The sequence below is a fragment of the Enterobacter cloacae subsp. cloacae ATCC 13047 genome, from assembly GCF_000025565.1.
Classification (GTDB): domain Bacteria; phylum Pseudomonadota; class Gammaproteobacteria; order Enterobacterales; family Enterobacteriaceae; genus Enterobacter; species Enterobacter cloacae.
Window position 1 is genome coordinate 4,698,455 of sequence record NC_014121.1, and the last position, 21,398, is coordinate 4,719,852.

At 55.0% G+C, this 21,398-nt stretch carries 20 protein-coding genes; 14 read left to right on the forward strand and 6 right to left on the reverse strand.

What is annotated here, in order from left to right:
• The first annotated feature begins 5 nt into the window (after positions 1–5).
• From kdsC to npr, 9 genes are all read left to right on the forward strand, one after another.
• Complete coding sequence (kdsC, locus tag ECL_RS22845) at positions 6–572, forward strand: 3-deoxy-manno-octulosonate-8-phosphatase KdsC (protein WP_013098938.1); 567 nt, start codon at positions 6–8, stop codon at positions 570–572.
• Positions 569–1,144, forward strand: a complete 576-nt coding sequence (lptC, locus tag ECL_RS22850; RefSeq protein WP_013098939.1) for an LPS export ABC transporter periplasmic protein LptC — start codon at positions 569–571, stop codon at positions 1,142–1,144. Before kdsC ends, lptC begins: the two co-directional genes overlap by 4 nt.
• Complete coding sequence (gene lptA, locus ECL_RS22855; protein WP_013098940.1) at positions 1,113–1,667, forward strand: lipopolysaccharide ABC transporter substrate-binding protein LptA; 555 nt, start codon at positions 1,113–1,115, stop codon at positions 1,665–1,667. Before lptC ends, lptA begins: the two co-directional genes overlap by 32 nt.
• Before the next feature lie 6 nt (positions 1,668–1,673).
• Positions 1,674–2,399 carry an LPS export ABC transporter ATP-binding protein gene (lptB, locus tag ECL_RS22860; protein WP_013098941.1) on the forward strand — a complete coding sequence of 242 codons (726 nt, stop codon included), beginning with the start codon at positions 1,674–1,676 and terminating at the stop codon, positions 2,397–2,399.
• Positions 2,400–2,446: 47 nt separating this feature from the next.
• Positions 2,447–3,880: an RNA polymerase factor sigma-54 gene (gene rpoN, locus ECL_RS22865; RefSeq protein ID WP_013098942.1), complete on the forward strand. Its 1,434-nt coding sequence runs from the start codon at positions 2,447–2,449 to the stop codon at positions 3,878–3,880.
• 22 nt (positions 3,881–3,902) lie between these two features.
• Positions 3,903–4,190 (forward strand): ribosome hibernation promoting factor, encoded by a 288-nt coding sequence (gene hpf / locus ECL_RS22870; protein WP_013098943.1) that lies wholly within the window; start codon positions 3,903–3,905, stop codon positions 4,188–4,190.
• A gap of 82 nt (positions 4,191–4,272) precedes the next feature.
• Positions 4,273–4,764, forward strand: a complete 492-nt coding sequence (gene ptsN, locus ECL_RS22875) for a PTS IIA-like nitrogen regulatory protein PtsN (RefSeq protein WP_013098944.1) — start codon at positions 4,273–4,275, stop codon at positions 4,762–4,764.
• Positions 4,765–4,809: 45 nt separating this feature from the next.
• Positions 4,810–5,664, forward strand: coding sequence for an RNase adapter RapZ (gene rapZ, locus ECL_RS22880; RefSeq protein ID WP_013098945.1), 855 nt, complete (start codon positions 4,810–4,812; stop codon positions 5,662–5,664).
• Positions 5,661–5,933, forward strand: coding sequence for a PTS phosphocarrier protein NPr (gene npr, locus ECL_RS22885; RefSeq protein WP_003861872.1), 273 nt, complete (start codon positions 5,661–5,663; stop codon positions 5,931–5,933). The genes rapZ and npr overlap by 4 nt, the downstream gene beginning before the upstream one ends.
• Positions 5,934–5,970: 37 nt before the next feature.
• On the opposite strand, the gene mtgA is transcribed toward npr, so the two are convergent.
• The 5 genes from mtgA to lptF form a co-directional block, all read right to left on the reverse strand.
• Positions 5,971–6,696 (reverse strand): monofunctional biosynthetic peptidoglycan transglycosylase, encoded by a 726-nt coding sequence (gene mtgA, locus ECL_RS22890; protein WP_013098946.1) that lies wholly within the window; start codon positions 6,694–6,696, stop codon positions 5,971–5,973.
• Positions 6,693–7,346, reverse strand: a complete 654-nt coding sequence (elbB, locus tag ECL_RS22895; protein ID WP_013098947.1) for an isoprenoid biosynthesis glyoxalase ElbB — start codon at positions 7,344–7,346, stop codon at positions 6,693–6,695. Before elbB ends, mtgA begins: the two co-directional genes overlap by 4 nt.
• 231 nt (positions 7,347–7,577) lie before the next feature.
• Positions 7,578–9,911, reverse strand: coding sequence for an aerobic respiration two-component sensor histidine kinase ArcB (gene arcB, locus ECL_RS22900; RefSeq protein ID WP_013098948.1), 2,334 nt, complete (start codon positions 9,909–9,911; stop codon positions 7,578–7,580).
• A 135-nt stretch (positions 9,912–10,046) separates the two neighbouring features.
• On the reverse strand, positions 10,047–11,129 hold the full coding sequence (gene lptG, locus ECL_RS22905) for an LPS export ABC transporter permease LptG (protein ID WP_013098949.1): 1,083 nt from the start codon (positions 11,127–11,129) through the stop codon (positions 10,047–10,049).
• Positions 11,129–12,229 carry an LPS export ABC transporter permease LptF gene (gene lptF / locus ECL_RS22910; protein ID WP_029883394.1) on the reverse strand — a complete coding sequence of 367 codons (1,101 nt, stop codon included), beginning with the start codon at positions 12,227–12,229 and terminating at the stop codon, positions 11,129–11,131. The genes lptG and lptF overlap by 1 nt, the downstream gene beginning before the upstream one ends.
• A 266-nt stretch (positions 12,230–12,495) precedes the next feature.
• On the opposite strand from lptF, the gene pepA reads away from it, so the two are divergent.
• From pepA to ahr, 5 genes are all read left to right on the forward strand, one after another.
• A complete protein-coding gene (gene pepA / locus ECL_RS22915; protein WP_013098951.1) occupies positions 12,496–14,007 on the forward strand; it encodes a leucyl aminopeptidase in 1,512 nt (503 codons plus the stop codon).
• Positions 14,008–14,093: 86 nt separating this feature from the next.
• Positions 14,094–14,537, forward strand: a complete 444-nt coding sequence (gene holC / locus ECL_RS22920; protein ID WP_008502815.1) for a DNA polymerase III subunit chi — start codon at positions 14,094–14,096, stop codon at positions 14,535–14,537.
• Positions 14,537–17,392, forward strand: coding sequence for a valine--tRNA ligase (locus ECL_RS22925; protein ID WP_013098952.1), 2,856 nt, complete (start codon positions 14,537–14,539; stop codon positions 17,390–17,392). The genes holC and ECL_RS22925 overlap by 1 nt, the downstream gene beginning before the upstream one ends.
• 123 nt (positions 17,393–17,515) lie before the next feature.
• Positions 17,516–18,019 (forward strand): GNAT family N-acetyltransferase, encoded by a 504-nt coding sequence (locus ECL_RS22930; RefSeq protein ID WP_013098953.1) that lies wholly within the window; start codon positions 17,516–17,518, stop codon positions 18,017–18,019.
• A gap of 83 nt (positions 18,020–18,102) precedes the next feature.
• The gene (gene ahr / locus ECL_RS22935; protein ID WP_013098954.1) at positions 18,103–19,122 is read left to right on the forward strand and encodes an NADPH-dependent aldehyde reductase Ahr; all 1,020 of its coding nucleotides are present in this window, start codon (positions 18,103–18,105) and stop codon (positions 19,120–19,122) included.
• A 494-nt stretch (positions 19,123–19,616) separates the two neighbouring features.
• On the opposite strand, the gene ECL_RS22940 is transcribed toward ahr, so the two are convergent.
• The gene (locus ECL_RS22940) at positions 19,617–21,263 is read right to left on the reverse strand and encodes a glycerone kinase (protein WP_013098955.1); all 1,647 of its coding nucleotides are present in this window, start codon (positions 21,261–21,263) and stop codon (positions 19,617–19,619) included.
• Positions 21,264–21,398 lie beyond the last annotated feature (135 nt).

Sequence of the window (21,398 nt, forward strand, 5' to 3'; positions counted from 1 at the left end):
AGACAATGAGTAATGCGGGTGCATCCCTTGCAACCTGTTATGGTCCGGTCAGTGCCCACGTGATGGTAAAGGCAGAAAATATTCGCCTGCTGATTCTGGATGTGGACGGCGTACTGTCCGATGGCCTGATTTACATGGGCAATAATGGTGAAGAGCTAAAAGCGTTCAACGTTCGCGATGGCTACGGTATTCGTTGTGCGCTCACATCGGGTATCGAGGTTGCCATCATCACCGGGCGAAAAGCTAAACTGGTAGAAGATCGCTGTGAAACGTTGGGCATTACCCATCTGTATCAGGGACAGTCCGATAAGATGGCTGCTTTCAATGATTTACTGGGTAAACTGTCTATCGCGCCAGAACATGTGGCCTATGTCGGTGACGACCTGATCGACTGGCCGGTAATGGCTGAGATTGGCCTGAGTGTCGCGGTTGCGGATGCGCATCCGCTGCTGATCCCGCGGGCTGATTATGTTACCCACATCAACGGTGGCCGTGGTGCCGTACGTGAAGTCTGCGATCTGCTTCTGCTGGCGCAGGGCAAGCTTGATGAGGCCAAAGGGCAATCGATATGAGTAAAACCAGACGTTGGGTTATCATTCTGCTTTCGCTTGTCGCACTGATACTGATTGGCGTGAACCTTGCCGATCGTGACGATACGCAAACGGAAGTGATCAACAATAACGATCCAACCTATAAAAGCGATCACAGTGATACCGTAGTCTATAGCCCGGAAGGTGCGCTGAACTATCGCCTGATTGCCCAGCACGTTGAATATTTTTCAGATGACGGTATTTCGTGGTTTACCCAGCCGGTCATGACGACGTTTGATAAGGACAAAGTGCCGACGTGGTCGATTAAGTCCGACCGGGCAAAACTGACGAATGACCGTATGCTTTATCTTTATGGCCATGTTGAAGTCAACGCCCTGACCGCTGACTCACAACTGCGCAAAATTACGACAGATAATGCCCAGATCAACCTGGTTACTCAGGATGTGACGTCGCAGGATCTGGTCACTCTGTACGGCACAACATTTAATTCCAGCGGTTTAAGAATGCGCGGGAACTTACGCAGCAAAAACGCCGAGCTGATTGAAAAGGTTAGAACCTCCTATGAAATTCAAAACAAACAAACTCAGCCTTAAAGTAATTATCGCCAGCGCGATGCTGGCGGCCAGTCTTCCCGCGCTTGCTGTTACTGGCGATACCGAACAGCCGATCCATATCGAGTCCGATACGCAGTCTCTTGATATGCAAGGTAATGTCGTTACCTTTACCGGCAACGTGGTTATGACCCAGGGCACCATCAAGATTAACGCCGATAAGGTGGTCGTTACCCGTCCAGGTGGCGAACAGGGCAAAGAGATCATTGATGGCTACGGCAACCCGGCCACGTTCTACCAGATGCAGGACAACGGCAAGCCAGTGAAGGGCCATGCCAGCCACATGCATTATGAACTGGCGAAAGATCTGGTCATCCTTACCGGTAACGCCTATCTGGAACAGCTCGATAGCAATATCACCGGCGATAAAATCACCTATCTGGTGAAAGAGCAAAAAATGCAGGCCTCCAGCGAGAAAGGCAAACGCGTCACCACCGTGTTAGTGCCGTCTCAGCTGCAGGACAAAGGCAAGGGCCAGGCCCCGGCACAGAAGAAGAGTAACTAATTCGTTATGGCAACATTAACTGCAAAAAATCTCGCGAAGGCCTATAAGGGCCGCCGTGTCGTGGAAGATGTCAGTCTGACCGTCAACTCCGGCGAAATTGTTGGCCTGCTTGGTCCAAACGGTGCAGGTAAAACCACGACCTTCTACATGGTCGTGGGTATTGTCCCACGCGATGCCGGTAACATCATCATTGATGATGAAGACATCAGCCTTCTGCCACTGCACGCGCGCGCGCGCCGGGGTATTGGCTACCTGCCGCAGGAAGCCTCCATTTTCCGTCGCCTTAGCGTCTTCGATAACCTGATGGCCGTTCTGCAAATTCGTGACGACCTGACCAGCGAACAGCGTCAGGATCGCGCCAACGAGCTGATGGAAGAGTTTCACATTGAGCACCTGCGCGATAGCCTTGGGCAGGCGCTGTCCGGGGGGGAACGCCGCCGTGTTGAAATTGCACGCGCGTTGGCAGCAAACCCGAAGTTCATCCTGCTGGATGAACCATTTGCAGGCGTTGACCCCATCTCCGTTATCGACATTAAACGTATTATTGAGCATCTGCGCGACAGCGGTCTTGGCGTGTTGATTACTGACCACAACGTCCGTGAAACACTGGCCGTATGTGAACGTGCGTATATCGTGAGCCAGGGCAACCTGATCGCCCACGGTACGCCACAGCAGATCCTCGAAGATGATCATGTTAAGCGCGTCTATCTTGGGGAAGACTTCAGACTCTGATAGGGTAGAGGTAACGTAACGCCGAACCGGAGAAAAATGCTCTGAACATGAAGCAAGGTTTGCAATTAAGGCTCAGCCAACAACTGGCGATGACGCCGCAGTTACAGCAGGCGATTCGCCTGTTGCAACTGTCCACATTAGAACTCCAGCAGGAGCTCCAGCAAGCGCTGGACAGCAATCCGCTGCTGGAGCAAGCCGATCTTCATGACGAGGTAGACACTCAGCAATCACAGGACACTGAAGCCCTCGATACCGCCGATGCACTCGAACAAAAAGAGATGCCGGACGAGCTTCCGCTGGATGCCAGCTGGGATGAAATCTACACCGCCGGAACCCCTTCCGGCACGCGTGCAGACTACCAGGACGATGAGCTACCGGTCTATCAGGGTGAAACCACCCAGTCACTACAGGATTATCTGATGTGGCAGGTGGAGCTGACCCCTTTCTCCGATACCGATCGCGCGATTGCTACATCGATTGTCGATGCCGTTGACGACACCGGCTATCTGACCGTCACGCTGGACGATATTCTGGAAAGCATGGGCGATGACGAGATTGAACTTGAAGAGATAGAAGCCGTTCTGAAGCGCATTCAGCGTTTCGACCCGGTGGGCGTAGCAGCGAAAGACCTGCGCGACTGTCTGCTGATCCAGCTTTCGCAGTTCAGCAAAGAGACGCCCTGGATCGATGAAGCCCGCTTAATCATCAGCGATCATCTGGATCTGCTGGCTAACCATGATTTCCGTACCCTGATGCGCGTTACGCGTCTGAAAGAAGAGGTGCTGAAAGAGGCGGTTAATCTGATTCAGTCGCTCGATCCTCGCCCCGGCCAGTCGATCCAGACCAGTGAGCCTGAATATGTCATACCTGACGTGCTGGTCAGAAAACACAACGGCCGCTGGGTCGTTGAACTCAATTCAGACAGCATTCCTCGCCTGCAAATCAATCAGCAATATGCCTCCATGTGCACCAGCGCGCGTAACGACGCCGACAACCAGTATATTCGTAGCAATCTGCAGGAAGCGCGTTGGTTAATCAAAAGCCTGGAGAGCCGCAATGATACGCTGTTGCGTGTGAGCCGCTGTATCGTCGAACAACAGCAGGCTTTCTTTGAGCAGGGCGAAGAGTATATGAAACCGATGGTGCTGGCGGATATCGCCCAGGCCGTCGAGATGCATGAATCAACGATTTCCCGCGTGACCACGCAGAAGTATCTGCACAGTCCTCGCGGTATATTTGAGCTTAAGTATTTCTTCTCCAGCCATGTGAATACCGAAGGCGGTGGCGAAGCCTCGTCAACGGCGATTCGTGCACTGGTGAAGAAGTTGATCGCCGCGGAGAACCCCGCGAAGCCACTGAGCGACAGTAAGTTAACCACCATGCTGTCCGACCAGGGTATTATGGTGGCACGTCGTACTGTTGCGAAGTATCGAGAGTCTTTATCCATTCCGCCGTCTAACCAGCGTAAACAGCTGGTCTGACACAACCGATAAGGAAGACACTATGCAGCTCAACATCACTGGACAAAACGTCGAAATTACTGAAGCCTTACGCGACTTTGTGAACACGAAATTCGCAAAACTCGAGCAGTATTTCGAAAGGATCAATCAGGTCTATATTGTGTTGAAAGTGGAGAAAGTGACTCATATCTCGGATGCAACCCTGCATGTCAATGGGGGCGAACTCCACGCCAGTGCGGAAGGGCAAGACATGTACGCTGCTATCGACGGCTTGATTGATAAGCTTGCAAGACAGCTCAATAAACATAAAGATAAACTGAAACAACACTAATTGTCCGGGCAGTTAACGGGTGCAGGAAGGCCTGTTGTGGAGCACAACAGGCCATTTGTACAGTTAGCGCTTAGGTGAAATTATGATGAACAACGATTCCGCTCTTCAATTGAGCAATGTCCTTAACCAGGAATGTACCCGCAGTGGCGTTCACTGCCAGAGCAAAAAACGTGCGCTGGAGATTATCAGTGAACTGGCCGCAAAACAGCTGGGCCTGCCACCGCAGGTCGTATTCGAAGCCATCCTGACCCGTGAAAAAATGGGCAGTACCGGTATCGGCAACGGCATTGCGATCCCGCATGGCAAACTGGAAGAGGACACCCTGCGTGCCGTCGGTGTGTTTGTGCAACTGGAAACGCCTATTGCCTTTGATGCCATCGATAACCAGCCCGTTGATCTCCTCTTCGCGCTGCTGGTTCCTGCCGATCAGACGAAAACCCATCTGCATACGCTTTCACTGGTCGCTAAACGCCTGGCCGATAAAACCATCTGCCGTCGACTGCGCTCAGCGCAAAGTGATGAAGAGCTTTATGAAATTATCACTGAAGCAGAAGGCAGTCAGGATGAGGCATAACCAGGAGATGGCCTTCACATCTGTTGTCCTGAGGAGAAACGGAACATGGTGCTGATGATTGTCAGTGGCCGTTCAGGGTCGGGGAAATCCGTCGCCCTGCGCGCGCTGGAAGACATGGGTTTTTACTGCGTAGATAACCTGCCGGTGGTACTGCTGCCCGAGCTGGCGCGCACCCTTGCAGACAGACAAATCTCTGCCGCCGTCAGCATCGACGTCCGTAACATGCCTGAATCGCCAGAAATCTTTGAACAGGCGATGAGCAACCTGCCGGACACCTTTTCACCTCAGCTGTTGTTCCTTGATGCGGACCGCAACACGCTGATCCGTCGCTACAGCGATACCCGTCGTTTGCACCCGCTTTCCAGCAAGAACCTCTCTCTGGAGAGCGCAATCGACGAAGAGAGCGACCTGCTGGAGCCCCTGCGCTCACGTGCCGATTTGATTGTCGACACCTCCGAAATGTCCGTTCACGAGCTGGCAGAAATGCTGCGTACCCGTTTACTGGGCAAACGCGAGCGTGAACTGACAATGGTGTTTGAGTCATTCGGCTTTAAGCACGGCATACCTATCGATGCGGATTATGTTTTCGACGTGCGCTTCCTGCCAAACCCACACTGGGATCCGAAACTGCGTCCAATGACCGGTCTGGATAAACCCGTCGCGGCGTTCCTCGACAGGCACACAGAAGTTCACAATTTTATCTACCAGACGCGAAGCTACCTTGAGCTATGGTTACCTATGCTGGAGACAAACAATCGTAGCTATCTGACGGTGGCGATTGGCTGTACCGGCGGTAAACATCGTTCGGTCTATATCGCCGAACAGCTGGCCGACTATTTCCGTTCACGCGGAAAGAACGTTCAGTCCCGTCATCGCACGCTGGAAAAACGTAAAACATGACCGTAAAACAAACCGTTGAGATCACCAATAAGCTGGGCATGCACGCACGCCCGGCAATGAAGCTGTTTGAACTGATGCAGGGTTTCGATGCGGAAGTTCTGCTGCGAAATGATGAAGGGACCGAAGCGGAAGCAAACAGCGTCATTGCGCTGCTGATGCTGGACTCCGCCAAAGGTCGCCAGATTGAAGTCGAAGCCACCGGCCCACAGGAAGAGGAAGCGCTGGCGGCGGTGATTGCGCTGTTTAACGCCGGCTTTGACGAGGATTAATTTCAGCCCCGCTGGCGGGTGGCGCTGCGCTTGCCCGCTACATTAGCTTATTACGCTGCATAAACCCTTCCCCGCCTAACTGACGCATCTGGCGCATGATCCATGCCTGACGGCTTCGCACGTACCCTGAAGGGGCATTAGCCTTAAAGCGGATGGGATTAGGCAAGACGGCAGCCAGGAGCGCCGCTTCGGACATACTCAGTCGGCTGGCCGGTTTATTGAAATAGCGCTGCGCGGCGGCCTCAACACCAAACACGCCATCGCCAAACTCAGCAATATTGAGATAGACGGTCAGAATGCGTTTTTTGCTCCAGACCGTTTCCATCCCCAGCGTCAACCCCGCTTCAAGCCCTTTTCGTACCCAGCTGCGACCGTCCCACAGGAACAGATTCTTTGCGGTTTGCTGCGATAATGTCGATGCCCCACGGACGCGGTTTTCGTGGCGTTCATTGTGCGCCAGCGCTTTCTCGATTGCCGCCACGTCAAACCCCCAGTGTTCCGGGAATTTCTGATCCTCTGCCGCAATGACCGCCAGCCCCATAAACGGTGAGATCTCATCCATACTTACCCAGTCCGAGTGGGCCACATAGCTGAAATCACCACTGAGCCATGCCCCAAGCTGACGCTCGACCATCACGGCCGAAAACGGGACCGGCATAATGCTGAATAAGGCGAGTCCGCCCCCCCAGAATACCGCGAGCACGAGAACGATGCGCAACAGGGCGCGTTTCACCCACGCGCCTGCGCCGAATTTACGACTCATTCAGTCAACACCAGCACTCTGGCCACCAGTTTTTCGATGCCTGCAGCAGCCTCGGCAATATTCTGCGCCAGCATCCAGGCAGGTGTGGTAACGACCTTGTTGTCTTCATCCACCACAATGTCATCCACCGGACAAGGTACGTGCTCGCCGCCCATCTCCTCGATGATTTCTGCGGTATCAATATCGGTGCCGATTGTCAGCCGCAGCGGGAAATCAAAAATTTTAGGCAGCATTGCCGGCGCGATACAGATAAAGCCCTGCGGTTTACCTGCCGCATGCATTGCTTGCGACAGCACTTTTAAATGGGGATCGATCTGACACGCCGCCCCTTCTGAAGCAAAGGTACTGAGATTTTTGGCCGCCCCAAACCCGCCCGGCACGATTAACGCATCGAGCTCAGCGGCGTCCGCCTGAATAAGGGGGTGGACATCGCCACGCGCAATACGCGCCGCTTCAATCAGTACGTTACGGGTTTCCGCCATGGCCTCTCCGGTCAGATGATTAATCACATCTGCCTGCTTTTTGTCTGGCGCGAAACAGATCGCTTCCGCCCCCTGCCTTGCCAGGGCCAGCAGCGTGATGACGGCTTCATGAATTTCTGAACCATCGTAAACACCGCATCCGCTCAGTACGACACCAACCTTTTTCATCCTGACGTTCCTTCTTTGCAACTTGCTGAAGCACATAATTAATTTTGATTAAAACGCTATGCTTCACACATTTCACTGATTCATGTAACAAACCATTTAAGATTTGCTATCTTATCTGCGTGCGGCCTAAATTTTCAGGCGGCGCCCATGCGAAAACAACACGAAAAATCAGGCGCAGCCACGATTTCCCTGGTGTTGGCGCAGTATTCGCGCACCCCGGTTAAGCCGGGGTCATTTTTTTCTGGCATCCACCCAGGCTTTTAGCACCGCCACATCGTTCTGCCACTCTTGTTTCATCTCTTCGACCCAATCACCCACGTTATCTTCCCATGCCGGTAAATCAGGTGACTGAATCTGTTGTCCCAACTGCTGTAAGTGGCGTAACCCGACAGAGCCAGCAGCGCCTTTGATCTTATGCCCTTCTTCCACAATGCCTTTCTGATCGCGTGCGGTCAGGTTGGACTCCAGCACGCTCAGGTAGCCAGGCATCATTTTTTCGAACACGGCCAGACCATCGGTAATCAGTTTTGGGCCAACCAGGTCGATGTACTGCTCCAGCATCGCAGTATCCAGAATCGTTTGGGCCTTCGCGCTATCAACAGACGTCATGGTGCTCTCCTCTTCATCATGGGTATCCCAGAACTTCTTGATCATGGCGGTCAGAGCAGGCACCGCCAGCGGCTTGCTGAGCACATCATCCATACCGGCATCGAGGTACTCTTTTTTATCTTTCAGGACGTTGGCCGTCAGCGCGACCAGCGGCGGCAGTTCATCGGCAGCATACTGCGTTGTCAGCGCACGGGAGATATCCAGCCCGGTCATGTCCGGCAGTTGAATATCCAGCAGGACGAGGTCATATTCGCCCGGTTTAAACATCTCCAGCGCGGCTTTACCGGTCATCGCCACGTCCACGCTGTTACCCAGTTTTTCCAACACCGAGCGCGCCACAATCACGTTCAGCTCGATGTCTTCGACCAGCAGAACATGCAGCGCCGGGAGCGGCATATCGTCTTGTTCAAAGGTATCCTCAACCTCTTCTGCCACCGCCGGGGCATGCACCGTCAGCGTAAAGGTAGAGCCTTTGCCCGCCTGGCTGGCCACGGTGATATCACCGCCCATGCTCTTCGCGAGCCGTTTCGATACCGCAAGGCCAATGCCCGTGCCGGTAGCAGGCTTACCACCGTTGCTGTCCTTCACCTGATAATACATGGCAAAGATTTTGTCCTGCTCTTCCTGCGGAATGCCAATGCCTGAGTCTTCCACCTCAAAGTGCAGCATGTCTCCTTCGTCATAGCGGATACGCACCGCCACCTGCCCCTGCTGGGTAAATTTCACCGCGTTACTGATCAGGTTCCAGAGGATTTGGCGCAGACGCGTGCCGTCCGTGACCACTTTGTGCGGCAGCGGCAGGGTTGGCTCCATGACAAAGCTCAGCCCCTTCTGCTGCGCCTGCAGGCCGGACAGGTTTTCCAGATCGGCAAGGAAGCTGGTGAAATCAACCGGCTGGTTATCAAGCTGGACTTTACGGCGCTCCATCTTATCCATGTCGATAATATCGTTGAAGATATTCCCCAGCGTGACCGCCGAGACATGGATCGTTTTGAGGTATTTTTCCTGTTCCGCCGTCAGGTCGGTGTCCAGCAGAATACGGCTTAAGCCGACGATGCCGTTCAACGGGGTACGCAGTTCATGGCTTATGGTGGAGATGAAGGTCGTCTTATCGCGGCTGGCGCGCTCAAGGGCATCCTGATAACGCTTACGCTCGGTGATATCGCGGCCAAAGCCCATCAGGCCGTGGCGTTTCCCGACGCGGTCGTAGTACGGCACTTTACGGATCTCAAAGCAGGCTTTACGCCCGTCCGGGTAATCCAGCCACTGTTCATAGGTCAGCGAGACGTTGTGGCGGAAGACTTTTTCGTCCGTCTCCATGACCTTGGCGGCCGCCTCTTCGGAGTACACATCCTGGGGTTTCAGGTGGATCAGCTGCTTTTCGCTTTTGCCGGTCAGCAGCTCCATCGCCCGGTTACAGCCGGAGAACTCTTTGTCTTCGTTACGGTAGAAAACCAGATCCGGAGAAGCATCAAGGAATGAACGCAGGAAAGAGGATTGCTGCTCAAGCTGGATCTGCGTCACCTCACGCTCTTTCATTTCGATTTTCAGCTGCTCAAGCGTCGCCTGACGCTCGGCTTCCGCCTTCTCACGATCTGAAATCTCCTGGTTAAGCTGGGCAATGTTGTCTTTCAGTTGGACGTTGAGCTTTAAATCGCGCTCGCGCATCTCTTCCAGCTTATCAACCAGTTTTGACAGGCGCTGACGGGACTCTTCCAGTTGTTCAACGACGACGGAAAGAAAATAGACCGCCCAGGGGGTGATCAGCAAACCGAAGAAGATAGAGCGGATGACGTCGATACTCTCGACCTGACCATGCAACACCATGGTCACGGCCATTTGCACGACAATGGCCAGAACAACCAGCGCCAGCGCCAGCAGCATGGAGAAACGCACCAGCCCGAGCTTCATCATCAGGTCGACGTAGTACTGGGCAAGCATTCGAATTTGCTTCATAGAGGATCCCTTCACGACTTTATCGCTCAATAATACTCAAATTCGCGGCGGGACGTTGAAGGTTGTGAGAAAAAGTGCGGGGTGAAACAGGAGATTAGCCTCGCTTCCGGCTAACCGGAAGCGAGGAGAGGACAATCAGGAGCGTTTCAGCAGCAGCCAGAGGCTGATCAGCAGGAAGCTGGCGCTCGGCAGCAGCGCACCAATAATTGGCGGAATGCCGTAAACCAGCGTCAGCGGGCCAAAGATCTGATCGAGGACGTAGAATACAAAGCCGAAGCTGATCCCGGTGACCACTCGAACACCCATCGGCACGCTACGCAGCGGGCCAAAGATAAACGACAGGGCCATCAGCATCATCACCGCCACGGACATCGGCTGGAAGATTTTGCTCCACATATTGAGTTGATAGCGCCCGGCATCCTGCCCGCTCGACTTCAGGTATTTGACGTAGTTGTGCAACCCGCTGATGGAGAGCGCGTCCGGATCCAGCGCCACCACCCCGAGTTTGTCCGGCGTGAGGTTGGTTTTCCACGTCCCTGACACCGTCTGAGAGCCGGTGATCTGTTTTGGGTTCGTCAGGTCAGACTCGTCAACCTGGGATAACCGCCACTGCTTGTGTTCGGGGTCAAACTTCGCTGACGATGCGTGACGTACAGACTGTAAACGACGCTCATCATTGAAGGCGTAAATACTCACGCCGCCCAGTTCATCATCCCCTTTCACGCGTTCGATATAGACGAAGTTCTGGCCATCTTTCGCCCATAACCCTTGCTGTGTAGAGAGCAGTGAACCGCCGTACATCGCCTGGGCACGATAGTTACGCGCCATCTGTTCGCCCTGCGGTGCCACCCACTCGCCAATCGCCATGGTCAGCAGCACCAGTGGGATCGCGGTTTTCATGACCGACAGCGCCACCTGCAAACGGGTAAAGCCCGATGCCTGCATCACAACCAGTTCGCTGCGCTGTGCCAGCATCCCCAGCCCCAGCAGCGCGCCCAGCAGGGCCGCCATCGGGAAGAAGATCTGCACATCTTTTGGCACGCTGAGCAGGGTATACATCCCTGCACCCAGCGCGTCGTAGCTCCCTTGCCCGGCTTTTTTCAGCTGATCGACAAATTTGATAATGCCGGAGAGCGACACCAGCATGAACAACGTCATCATGATGGTGGTGAATATGGTTTTACCGATATAGCGATCAAGAACGCCAAACGCCTGCATTAGATGGCTCCTTTACGCGAAAATCGGGCACGTATGCGGCGCACTGGCACCGTATCCCACAGGTTTAATCCCAGCGCCAGTAAGATGTACAGGCTGTTGACGAACCACGTCCAGACCATCGGGTCCAGCTTACCCTTCGCGCCGTTAGAACGAATCGAGGTTTGCAGCAGGAAGTAGATCAGGTACAGCAGCATCGCCGGCAGCATTGAGAGCACGCGCCCCTGACGCGGGTTCACCACGCTCAGCGGCACGACAATCAATGCCATCATAAACACGGTGAAGACGAGCGTAATACGCCAGTGGAACTCCGCACGCGCTCTGTCAGTATCGGTGTTCCACAGCGTACGCATATCCATTTGCTCGGTATCCGTTGGATCGAGCGCCACCGCCTGATGACCAATAATGGCCTGATAGTTCTGGAAATCCGTAATACGGAAGTCACGAAGCATCGCGGTGCCTTCAAAGCGGGTGCCTTTATTCAGCGTCACGACCTGGGAACCATCTTTGCGCTGCGCAAGCTGACCGGAGTCTGCCACCACCACCGATGGACGGGCGTTTCCTTTGGTCCGCAGCTGCGCCAGGAAGACGTCGTTGAATTTACTGCCGTCGACGCTCTCAATAAACAGCACTGAGTTTCCGTCGGTCGCCTGCTGGAACTGCCCCTGCGCTAATGCCGCCATACCGGGGTTCGCTTTTGCTTCAGCCAGCACTTCATCCTGATGACGAGAGGACATTGGGCCCGCCCACATCACATTCACCGCGGCGACGATACCCGTGAACAGCGCCAGTATCATGGCGGCTTTCACCAGAACAGCCTTGCTCAAACCACAGGCATGCATCACCGTGATTTCACTCTCGGTATAAAGCTTACCGAGCGTCATGAGCAGACCGAGGAAAAGACTTAGCGGCAGAATAAGCTGCGCCATTTCCGGGATCCCTAAACCAAGCAGGGAAAGCACCAGATTCGTTGGAATTTCGCCGTCAACGGCCGCACCGAGGATCTTGACCAGCTTCTGACAGAAAAAAATCAGCAGCAGGATGAAGAGGATCGCCAGTTGGCTTTTGAGCGTCTCCCGCACCAGATATCTTATGATTATCACTTTAAATACGCCCGTAAAAACCCGTCTCTTTGCTGGAAAATCGCTTGTTTCATGGCTTAAACGTCATTTATTCTCTTGAGTCGTCGAAATCATCGCTAAGATTAAAACACCCGGCGGATTCACGCTTCAGGACTTTTTCTGACGTGTCGAAACCGTAATAACGTAAGATTAACACGAAGTCACCACAACAGCGGACTTGAGTTACGAAAGGTTTCAATTCTATCCGTAGCAGCCGCTGTTGTCTTTAAGATTCAGGAGCGTAGTGCATGGAGTTCAGTGTAAAAAGCGGTAGCCCGGAGAAACAGCGGAGTGCCTGCATCGTTGTGGGCGTCTTTGAACCACGCCGACTCTCCCCGATCGCCGAGCAACTCGATAAAATAAGTGACGGCTACATTAGCGCCCTGCTGCGCCGTGGCGAACTGGAAGGCAAACCTGGGCAGACGCTGTTACTGCACCATGTTCCGAACGTGCTGTCCGAACGTATTCTGCTGATTGGCTGCGGTAAAGAGCGCGAGCTGGATGAACGTCAGTATAAGCAGGTGATTCAGAAAACAATTAATACCCTGAATGACACCGGCTCAATGGAAGCCGTTTGCTTCCTGACCGAACTGCACGTCAAAGGTCGTAACACCTACTGGAAAGTGCGCCAGGCTGTCGAAACCGCAAAAGAGAGCCTGTACAGCTTCGATCAGCTCAAGACCAACAAAAGCGAGCCGCGCCGTCCGCTGCGTAAAATGGTCTTTAACGTGCCAACCCGTCGCGAACTCACCAGCGGCGAGCGCGCCATCCAGCACGGTCTGGCGATTGCCGCCGGGATTAAAGCCGCAAAAGATCTGGGCAACATGCCGCCTAATATCTGTAACGCCGCCTATCTGGCCTCTCAGGCGCGCCAGCTGGCTGACTCCTACAGCAAGAATGTCATCACCCGCGTTATCGGCGAACAGCAGATGAAAGAGCTGGGTATGCACTCTTACCTGGCGGTGGGCAACGGCTCGCAGAACGAATCCCTGATGTCGGTTATCGAATACAAGGGCAATCCGTCAGAAGACGCGCGTCCTGTTGTGCTGGTTGGTAAAGGCCTGACCTTCGATTCCGGTGGTATCTCCATCAAGCCTTCTGAAGGCATGGATGAGATGAAGTACGACATGTGTGGTGCAGCGGCGGTGTATGGCGTGATGCGTATGGTGGCTGAACTTCAGTTACCGATTAACGTTATCGGCGTGCTGGCGGGCTGCGAAAACATGCCGGGTGGACGCGCTTATCGTCCGGGTGATGTCCTGACCACCATGTCCGGCCAGACCGTTGAGGTGCTGAACACCGATGCCGAGGGCCGTCTGGTGCTGTGCGACGTATTAACCTACGTTGAACGCTTCGAACCTGACGTGGTGATCGACGTGGCCACCCTGACCGGTGCCTGCGTGATCGCGCTGGGCCACCACATCACCGGCCTGATGTCGAACCACAATCCGCTGGCGCACGAGCTTATCGGCGCGTCTGAACAAGCCGGTGACCGCGCATGGCGTCTGCCATTGGGTGACGAATACCAGGAACAGCTGGAATCTAACTTTGCGGACATGGCGAACATCGGCGGCCGTCCTGGTGGTGCCATCACCGCGGGCTGCTTCCTGGCACGCTTCACCCGCAAGTACAACTGGGCACACCTGGATATTGCCGGCACCGCATGGCGCTCCGGAAAAGCAAAAGGCGCGACCGGTCGTCCGGTTGCGTTGCTGTCGCAGTTTCTGCTAAACCGCGCCGGATTTAATGGCGACGAGTAAGTCAAAACGGCAGTAAATCGTAGGCCGGGTAAGGCGAAGCCGCCACCCGGCTTAAGCATTTAAAGTGAGCACAAGAAGCCCCATATATGAAGAATGCAACGTTCTACCTTCTGGACAATGACACCCATCAGGATGGCCTCAGCGCCGTAGAACAGCTGGTGTGTGAAATTGCCGCAGAACGTTGGCGCGCAGGTAAACGGGTTCTGATTGCCTGTGAAGATGAACAGCAGGCGATTCGTCTTGACGAAGCGCTGTGGGCGCGCCCGCCGGAGAGTTTTGTACCGCATAACCTGTCTGGCGAAGGGCCGCGCGGCGGCGCACCGGTCGAGATAGCCTGGCCGCAAAAGCGCAACAGCAGCGCGCGCGATATTCTGATTAGCCTGCGGATAGATTTTGCAGATTTTGCCACCGCTTTCACAGAAGTGGTAGACTTTGTCCCTTACGAAGAATCCTTGAAACAACTGGCGCGCGAACGCTACAAAGCGTACCGCCTGGCTGGTTTTAACCTGAATACGGCAACCTGGAAATAATGGAAAAGACATATAACCCACGCGATATCGAACAGCCGCTTTACGAGCACTGGGAACAGCAGGGCTATTTCAAGCCTAACGGCGATGAAAGCAAAGAGTCCTTCTGCATCATGATCCCGCCGCCGAACGTCACCGGCAGTTTGCATATGGGTCATGCCTTCCAGCAGACCATCATGGATACCATGATCCGCTACCAGCGCATGCAGGGCAAAAACACCCTGTGGCAGGCGGGGACTGACCACGCGGGTATCGCGACCCAAATGGTGGTTGAGCGTAAGATTGCCGCTGAAGAGGGTAAAACCCGTCACGATTACGGTCGCGACGCCTTTATCGACAAAATCTGGCAGTGGAAAGCAGAATCTGGCGGCACCATTACCCGTCAGATGCGCCGTCTCGGTAACTCCGTAGACTGGGAGCGCGAGCGTTTCACCATGGACGAAGGTCTTTCCAACGCCGTAAAAGAAGTGTTCGTCCGTCTGTACAAAGAAGACCTGATTTACCGTGGCAAACGCCTGGTTAACTGGGACCCGAAACTGCGCACCGCGATTTCTGACCTGGAAGTGGAAAACCGCGAGTCTAAAGGTTCCATGTGGCACATCCGCTATCCGCTGGCAGACGGCGCGAAAACCGCAGACGGTAAAGATTACTTAGTGGTGGCGACCACCCGTCCGGAAACCCTGCTGGGCGATACCGGCGTGGCCGTTAACCCGGAAGATCCGCGTTATAAAGATCTGATTGGCAAATTCGTGGTGCTGCCGCTGGTGAACCGCCGCATTCCGATAGTGGGCGACGAACACGCCGACATGGAAAAAGGCACCGGCTGCGTGAAAATCACCCCGGCGCACGACTTCAACGACTACGAAGTGGGTCGTCGTCACGCCCTGCCGATGATCAACATTCTGACCTTCGACGGTGACATCCGTGAAAGCGCAGAAGTGTATGACACCAAAGGCAACGAATCCGACGTTTACTCAAGCGACATTCCGGCTGAGTTCCAGAAGCTGGAACGCTTTGCCGCGCGTAAAGCGATTGTGGCTGCCGTTGACGCACTCGGCCTGCTGGAAGAGATTAAACCTCACGATCTGACCGTGCCGTACGGCGACCGTGGTGGCGTGGTTATCGAGCCAATGCTGACCGACCAGTGGTATGTGCGTGCCGACGTGCTGGCAAAACCTGCTGTTGAAGCGGTTGAAAACGGCAGCATTCAGTTCGTGCCGAAGCAGTACGAAAACATGTACTTCTCCTGGATGCGCGATATTCAGGACTGGTGTATCTCCCGTCAGCTGTGGTGGGGTCACCGTATCCCGGCATGGTACGACAACGAAGGCAACGTATACGTTGGCCGCAGTGAAGATGAAGTGCGTCAGGAAAACAACCTGAGCGCAGACGTTGCCCTGCGTCAGGACGAAGACGTGCTGGATACCTGGTTCTCCTCCGCGCTGTGGACCTTCTCCACCCTCGGCTGGCCAGAGAACACCGACGCGCTGCGTCAGTTCCACCCAACCAGCGTGATGGTCTCCGGCTTCGATATCATCTTCTTCTGGATTGCCCGCATGATCATGATGACCATGCACTTCATTAAAGATGAAAACGGCAAGCCGCAGGTTCCGTTCCATACCGTCTATATGACCGGTCTTATCCGTGACGATGAAGGCCAGAAGATGTCCAAATCCAAGGGCAACGTCATTGACCCGCTGGATATGGTGGACGGGATCTCCCTGGAAGAGCTGCTGGAAAAACGCACCGGCAACATGATGCAGCCGCAGCTGGCAGAGAAGATCCGCAAGCGCACCGAGAAGCAGTTCCCGAACGGGATTGAATCTCACGGTACTGACGCCCTGCGTTTCACCCTGGCGGCGCTGGCCTCCACCGGTCGCGACATCAACTGGGACATGAAGCGTCTGGAAGGTTACCGTAACTTCTGTAACAAACTGTGGAACGCCAGCCGCTTCGTGCTGATGAACACTGAAGATCAGGATTGCGGCTTCAACGGCGGCGAGATGATCCTCTCTCTGGCCGACCGCTGGATCCTGGCGGAATTCAACCAGACGGTGAAAGCGTTCCGCGAGGCGCTGGACAGCTACCGCTTCGACATCGCGGCGGGCATTCTGTATGAATTCACCTGGAACCAGTTCTGTGACTGGTACCTGGAGCTGGCGAAGCCGGTCATGAACGGCGGAACGGAGGCAGAACTGCGCGGTACGCGTAATACGCTGATTACCGTGCTGGAAGGCCTGCTGCGTCTGGCGCACCCGATCATTCCATTTATCACCGAAACCATCTGGCAGCGTGTGAAAGCGATCGCGGGCATCAACGCCGACACCATCATGCTGCAGCCGTTCCCGGAATTCGATGCCGCTAAAGTGGATGAAGCTGCCTCAGCGGATACCGAGTGGCTGAAGCAGGCGATCGTCGCTGTACGTAACATCCGTGCAGAAATGAACATCGCTCCGGGCAAACCGCTGGAACTGCTCCTGCGCGGTTGCAGCGACGCGGCTGTTCGTCGTGTCACCGAGAACAATACCTTCCTGAAAACCATGGCGCGTCTGGAAAGCATCACCGTGCTGCCAGCCGATGACAAAGGTCCGGTCTCCGTGACGAAAATCATCGACGGCGCTGAGCTGCTGATCCCAATGGCGGGTCTCGTCGACAAAGACGCAGAGCTGGCACGCCTGGCGAAAGAAGTGGCAAAAGTCGACGTGGAAATTGGCAAAATCGAAAGCAAACTGGCGAACGAAGGCTTTGTCGCCCGAGCGCCGGAAGCGGTCATCGCCAAAGAGCGTGAACGCCTGGTTGCTTTCGCCGATGCGAAGACCAAGCTGATTGAGCAGCAGGCGGTGATTGCGGCCCTGTAATGCTTTTACCCCTTACGCTTCAGGGCGTAAGGGGTATTCTTCCTGAAAACTCCTCGCTTGCACTCCCCTTTCTGCGGTGCTATTAACAGCAGTTGTGTGTCAATTTTTGTAATGAGTAATGCTATGAGCGTGATTACCCCCGTCGCGACGACGATGCGTCGGATCGCTGTGCAGGACAACCCGGCTATCGCCGCCGTTATCCGTACGGTTTCTGCCGAATATGGCCTGACGGCTGATAAAGGCTATACGGTTGCTGATCCAAATCTGGACGAGCTGTTCCAGCTTTACAGCCAGCCGGGCCATGCCTACTGGGTTATTGAGCAGAATGGCCAGGTGGTGGGCGGCGGCGGCGTTGCTCCGCTCAGCTGCAGCGAGCCGGATATCTGCGAGCTGCAGAAAATGTATTTCCTGCCATCTGTTCGCGGACAAGGCCTGGCGAAGAGACTGGCGCTGGTCGCACTCGACTATGCCCGCAATCAGGGATTTACACGCTGTTACCTCGAAACAACCGCCTTCCTCAAAGAGGCCATCGGCCTGTATGAACATCTGGGCTTTGAGCATATTGATGCACCGCTGGGCTGCACCGGCCACGTCGATTGCGAAGTCAGGATGCTGAAAACGTTGTAAATACTTTTGCTGCCCTCTTCTGTTAAGCGGTGGTTAACTGAATGCTCTACACTCTCAGTTCACACCATAACAGGGGAAACACGATGTCGAAGATAAAAAGCTACGCCGCACCGCAGGCGGGTGCAGAACTTGAACTGTACGAGTACGATGCGGGCGAACTAAAAGCGGAAGACGTCGAAGTACAGGTTGATTACTGTGGGATCTGCCACTCGGATCTCTCCATGATCGACAACGAATGGGGCTTTTCAAGCTATCCACTGGTCGCCGGACACGAAGTGATTGGCCGCGTCGTGGCGCTCGGCAGCGCTGCGCAGGACAAAGGCCTGAAAGTGGGCCAGCGCGTGGGTATTGGCTGGACGGCACGCAGCTGCGGTCATTGCGACGCCTGTATCAGCGGCAACCAGATCAACTGCCTTGAAGGCGCCGTTCCAACCATCCTCAACAAGGGCGGTTTTGCCGATAAACTGCGCGCCGACTGGCAGTGGGTCATTCCGCTGCCGGACAGCATTGATATCGAATCCGCAGGCCCGCTGCTGTGCGGCGGCATTACCGTCTTTAAACCGCTGCTGATGCACCATATCACCGCCACCAGCCGTGTGGGTGTGATTGGTATCGGGGGTCTCGGTCATATTGCCATCAAACTGTTGCACGCGATGGGCTGCGAAGTGACGGCATTCAGTTCTAACCCGGCGAAAGAACAAGAAGTGCTGGCGATGGGAGCGGATAAAGTGGTGAACAGCCGCGATCCAGACGCGCTGAAAGCACTGGCGGGTCAATTCGATCTGATCATCAACACCGTTAATGTCGATCTCGACTGGCAGCCGTACTTTGAAGCACTGGCCTACGGCGGTAACTTCCATACGGTGGGTGCCGTGCTGAAGCCGCTGCCGGTTCCGGCGTTTACCCTGATCGGCGGGGATCGCAGCGTGTCCGGCTCTGCAACCGGCACGCCGTTCGAGTTGCGCAAACTGATGAAGTTCGCCGGGCGCACGAAAGTATCGCCAACCACCGAACTCTATCCGATGTCGAAAATCAACGAAGCGATCCAGCACGTGCGTGACGGCAAAGCCCGTTACCGTGTGGTGTTGAAAGCAGATTTTTAATGTGACACACCCCTCTCCCACAGGGCTGAGGGTTCCCCACAAAATAATACCTGCACGGAGGACTCCCTCTCCCTTGAGGGAGAGGGCTGGGGTGAGGGGGAACATATGGCTGTAGAGGTAATTCCGTTCACTTTACGTTCCTTGCTGCTCTGTAACAACATGACCCGTGAACGTGCCAGGGTGGCTCAGTCGCCACCACCCTGGCAACCCGGGCTCCCGGCGGTAAATCGCCGCTTCGCGGTGCCTTCGGCTTATTCCTTCCGGCTTATCGGGGACGGGCGGATGTAACGTCCCTGTAAAGCCGCCCTCTCGGCGCATCCATGCGCCTCGCCCCCGGCCTGCAGGAAACGCCTCAGCGATTTACAGCCGGACCAGGGCGTCGCTGTAAATCATTCATTTTCCTGAAAAAACTTTCGTCGCTTTCGGTAAAAAAATTACTGGGGATCCCTCAGCCCAAAGGGAGAGGGTGCAAACACTAAAAACGGTAACGGTTGTTACCGTTTTGCTTCTACCATGGCCTTAAACACCTCTGCCACCGCAACCGCTCCCGGATCCATTACCCCATCCAGATTCTCTTTATTCACATACGACGAACGTCCCGCGCCCGCTTTGCCCATTCTGGCCGTTGCCTCTGCGCCCTGCTGTGCCGCCTGCGCTGCCGCCTGAAGATCGTTTTTCTGCAACGTCTCCAGCGCCGGCTGTAGCGCATCGATCAGCGTGCGATCGCCGAGATCGGCCCCGCCATACTGCTTCATCTGTGCCAGCCCGCTCAGCAATGCATCCGCAAGCGATTGTCCGTCATGCAGCTTTTGTCCGGCTGCCGTGAAAAAGATCGACATTAATACGCCACTCGATCCGCCCATCACCGTTGCCAGCCGCTCGCCCACCAGCAGAAGTAATGTCGACACGTCGTTAAGAGGAAGGTTATTCTCCTCCAGACGCTGCGCAATCTCCCGCGCCCCTTGCGCAAAGGTGGATCCGGTATCACCATCCCCCACTTTCGCATCCAGCGCGTTCAGACGGTTTTCCAGCTGAATCAACGTCTTTGTCACCACAGAGACATATTCGCCCACCTGCGGATTTGCGGACGGGGTAAACTCCACGCGGTCATGGATCGCGCTATGCTCCTGGGTACGCAGCGGGGCAAACGCCACCGGCTTCTGCCAGCCCAGCGTCTCAACCTCTTCATGAAGGGCTTTTTCGAACAGATCGTTCAGCTTCAGCAGCGTCAGCGAAAAGCCCTTCATATCCAGGGCGCTCACCAGCGGTGCCGGGCCAATCAGGTACGCCAGGTTATCTTTCAGTGCCGAGTGGGCCAGCTCTTTGGTGAGCAGAGCCATCTCAAGCGCTGATACGCCCCCCAGGTTATTGATCAACACTGCGAAGCGCCCGTCATCCGCCTTCGCCTTGAGCGGCGTCACCAGCGTGTCGATAATCGCTTTACTGTTCTGCGTATCCACGACGGAAGCCCCCGGCTCACCATGAATGCCCAGACCCAGCTCGACATGACCTTGCTTTATGCGCCCTTCTTCCTCGTCGCTTCCCGGCAGATTACACGTTTGCATCGCAACGCCCAGGCTCCAGAGGTTATCGCAGGCCTGTTGCGCAATATCACGCACTTCACTCAGCGATTTTCCGTGCTCTGCGGCATAACCCGCGATCTTATGAACCAGCGCCGTACCGGCAATGCCGCGCGGCTGTTTGTTGTCCGGCAGCGCAATATCGTCTGCCACAATGACCATCTCCACCTTCAGGCCGTAGCGTTTCGCCTTTTCTGCCGCCAGACCAAAATTCAGGCGGTCACCGGTGTAGTTTTTAACGATCAGCAGGCAGCCACGGTCACCCGTCACCGCCACTATGGCATTCAGCACCGCATCCACGCTCGGCGAGGCGAACAGATCGCCACACACTGCTGCCGTCAACATACCTTTGCCGACAAACCCGGCGTGTGCAGGCTCGTGGCCGGAACCGCCACCGGAGATCACCGCCACGCGGCTCTTGTCCCAGTCGCTACGGGCCACAATGCGAATGGCAGGATCAACATCAAGCTTGACGAGGTTACCGTGCGGAGCAGAAATCAGAATGCCTTCAATAGCATCGTTGACCAGTTGTTTGCGATTATTAAAAAAGAATCTGGACATACATTCTCAACTTGTTGTGAACCGTATGCAAAAGCATAGTCCGCGCTGGGTAATACGCCGCAAAGTAAGGAATTTTTAACGCCATTTTGCCGTCAGGTTGCCTATACTCCACCCAGGACTAAGAGAGGATGAGTA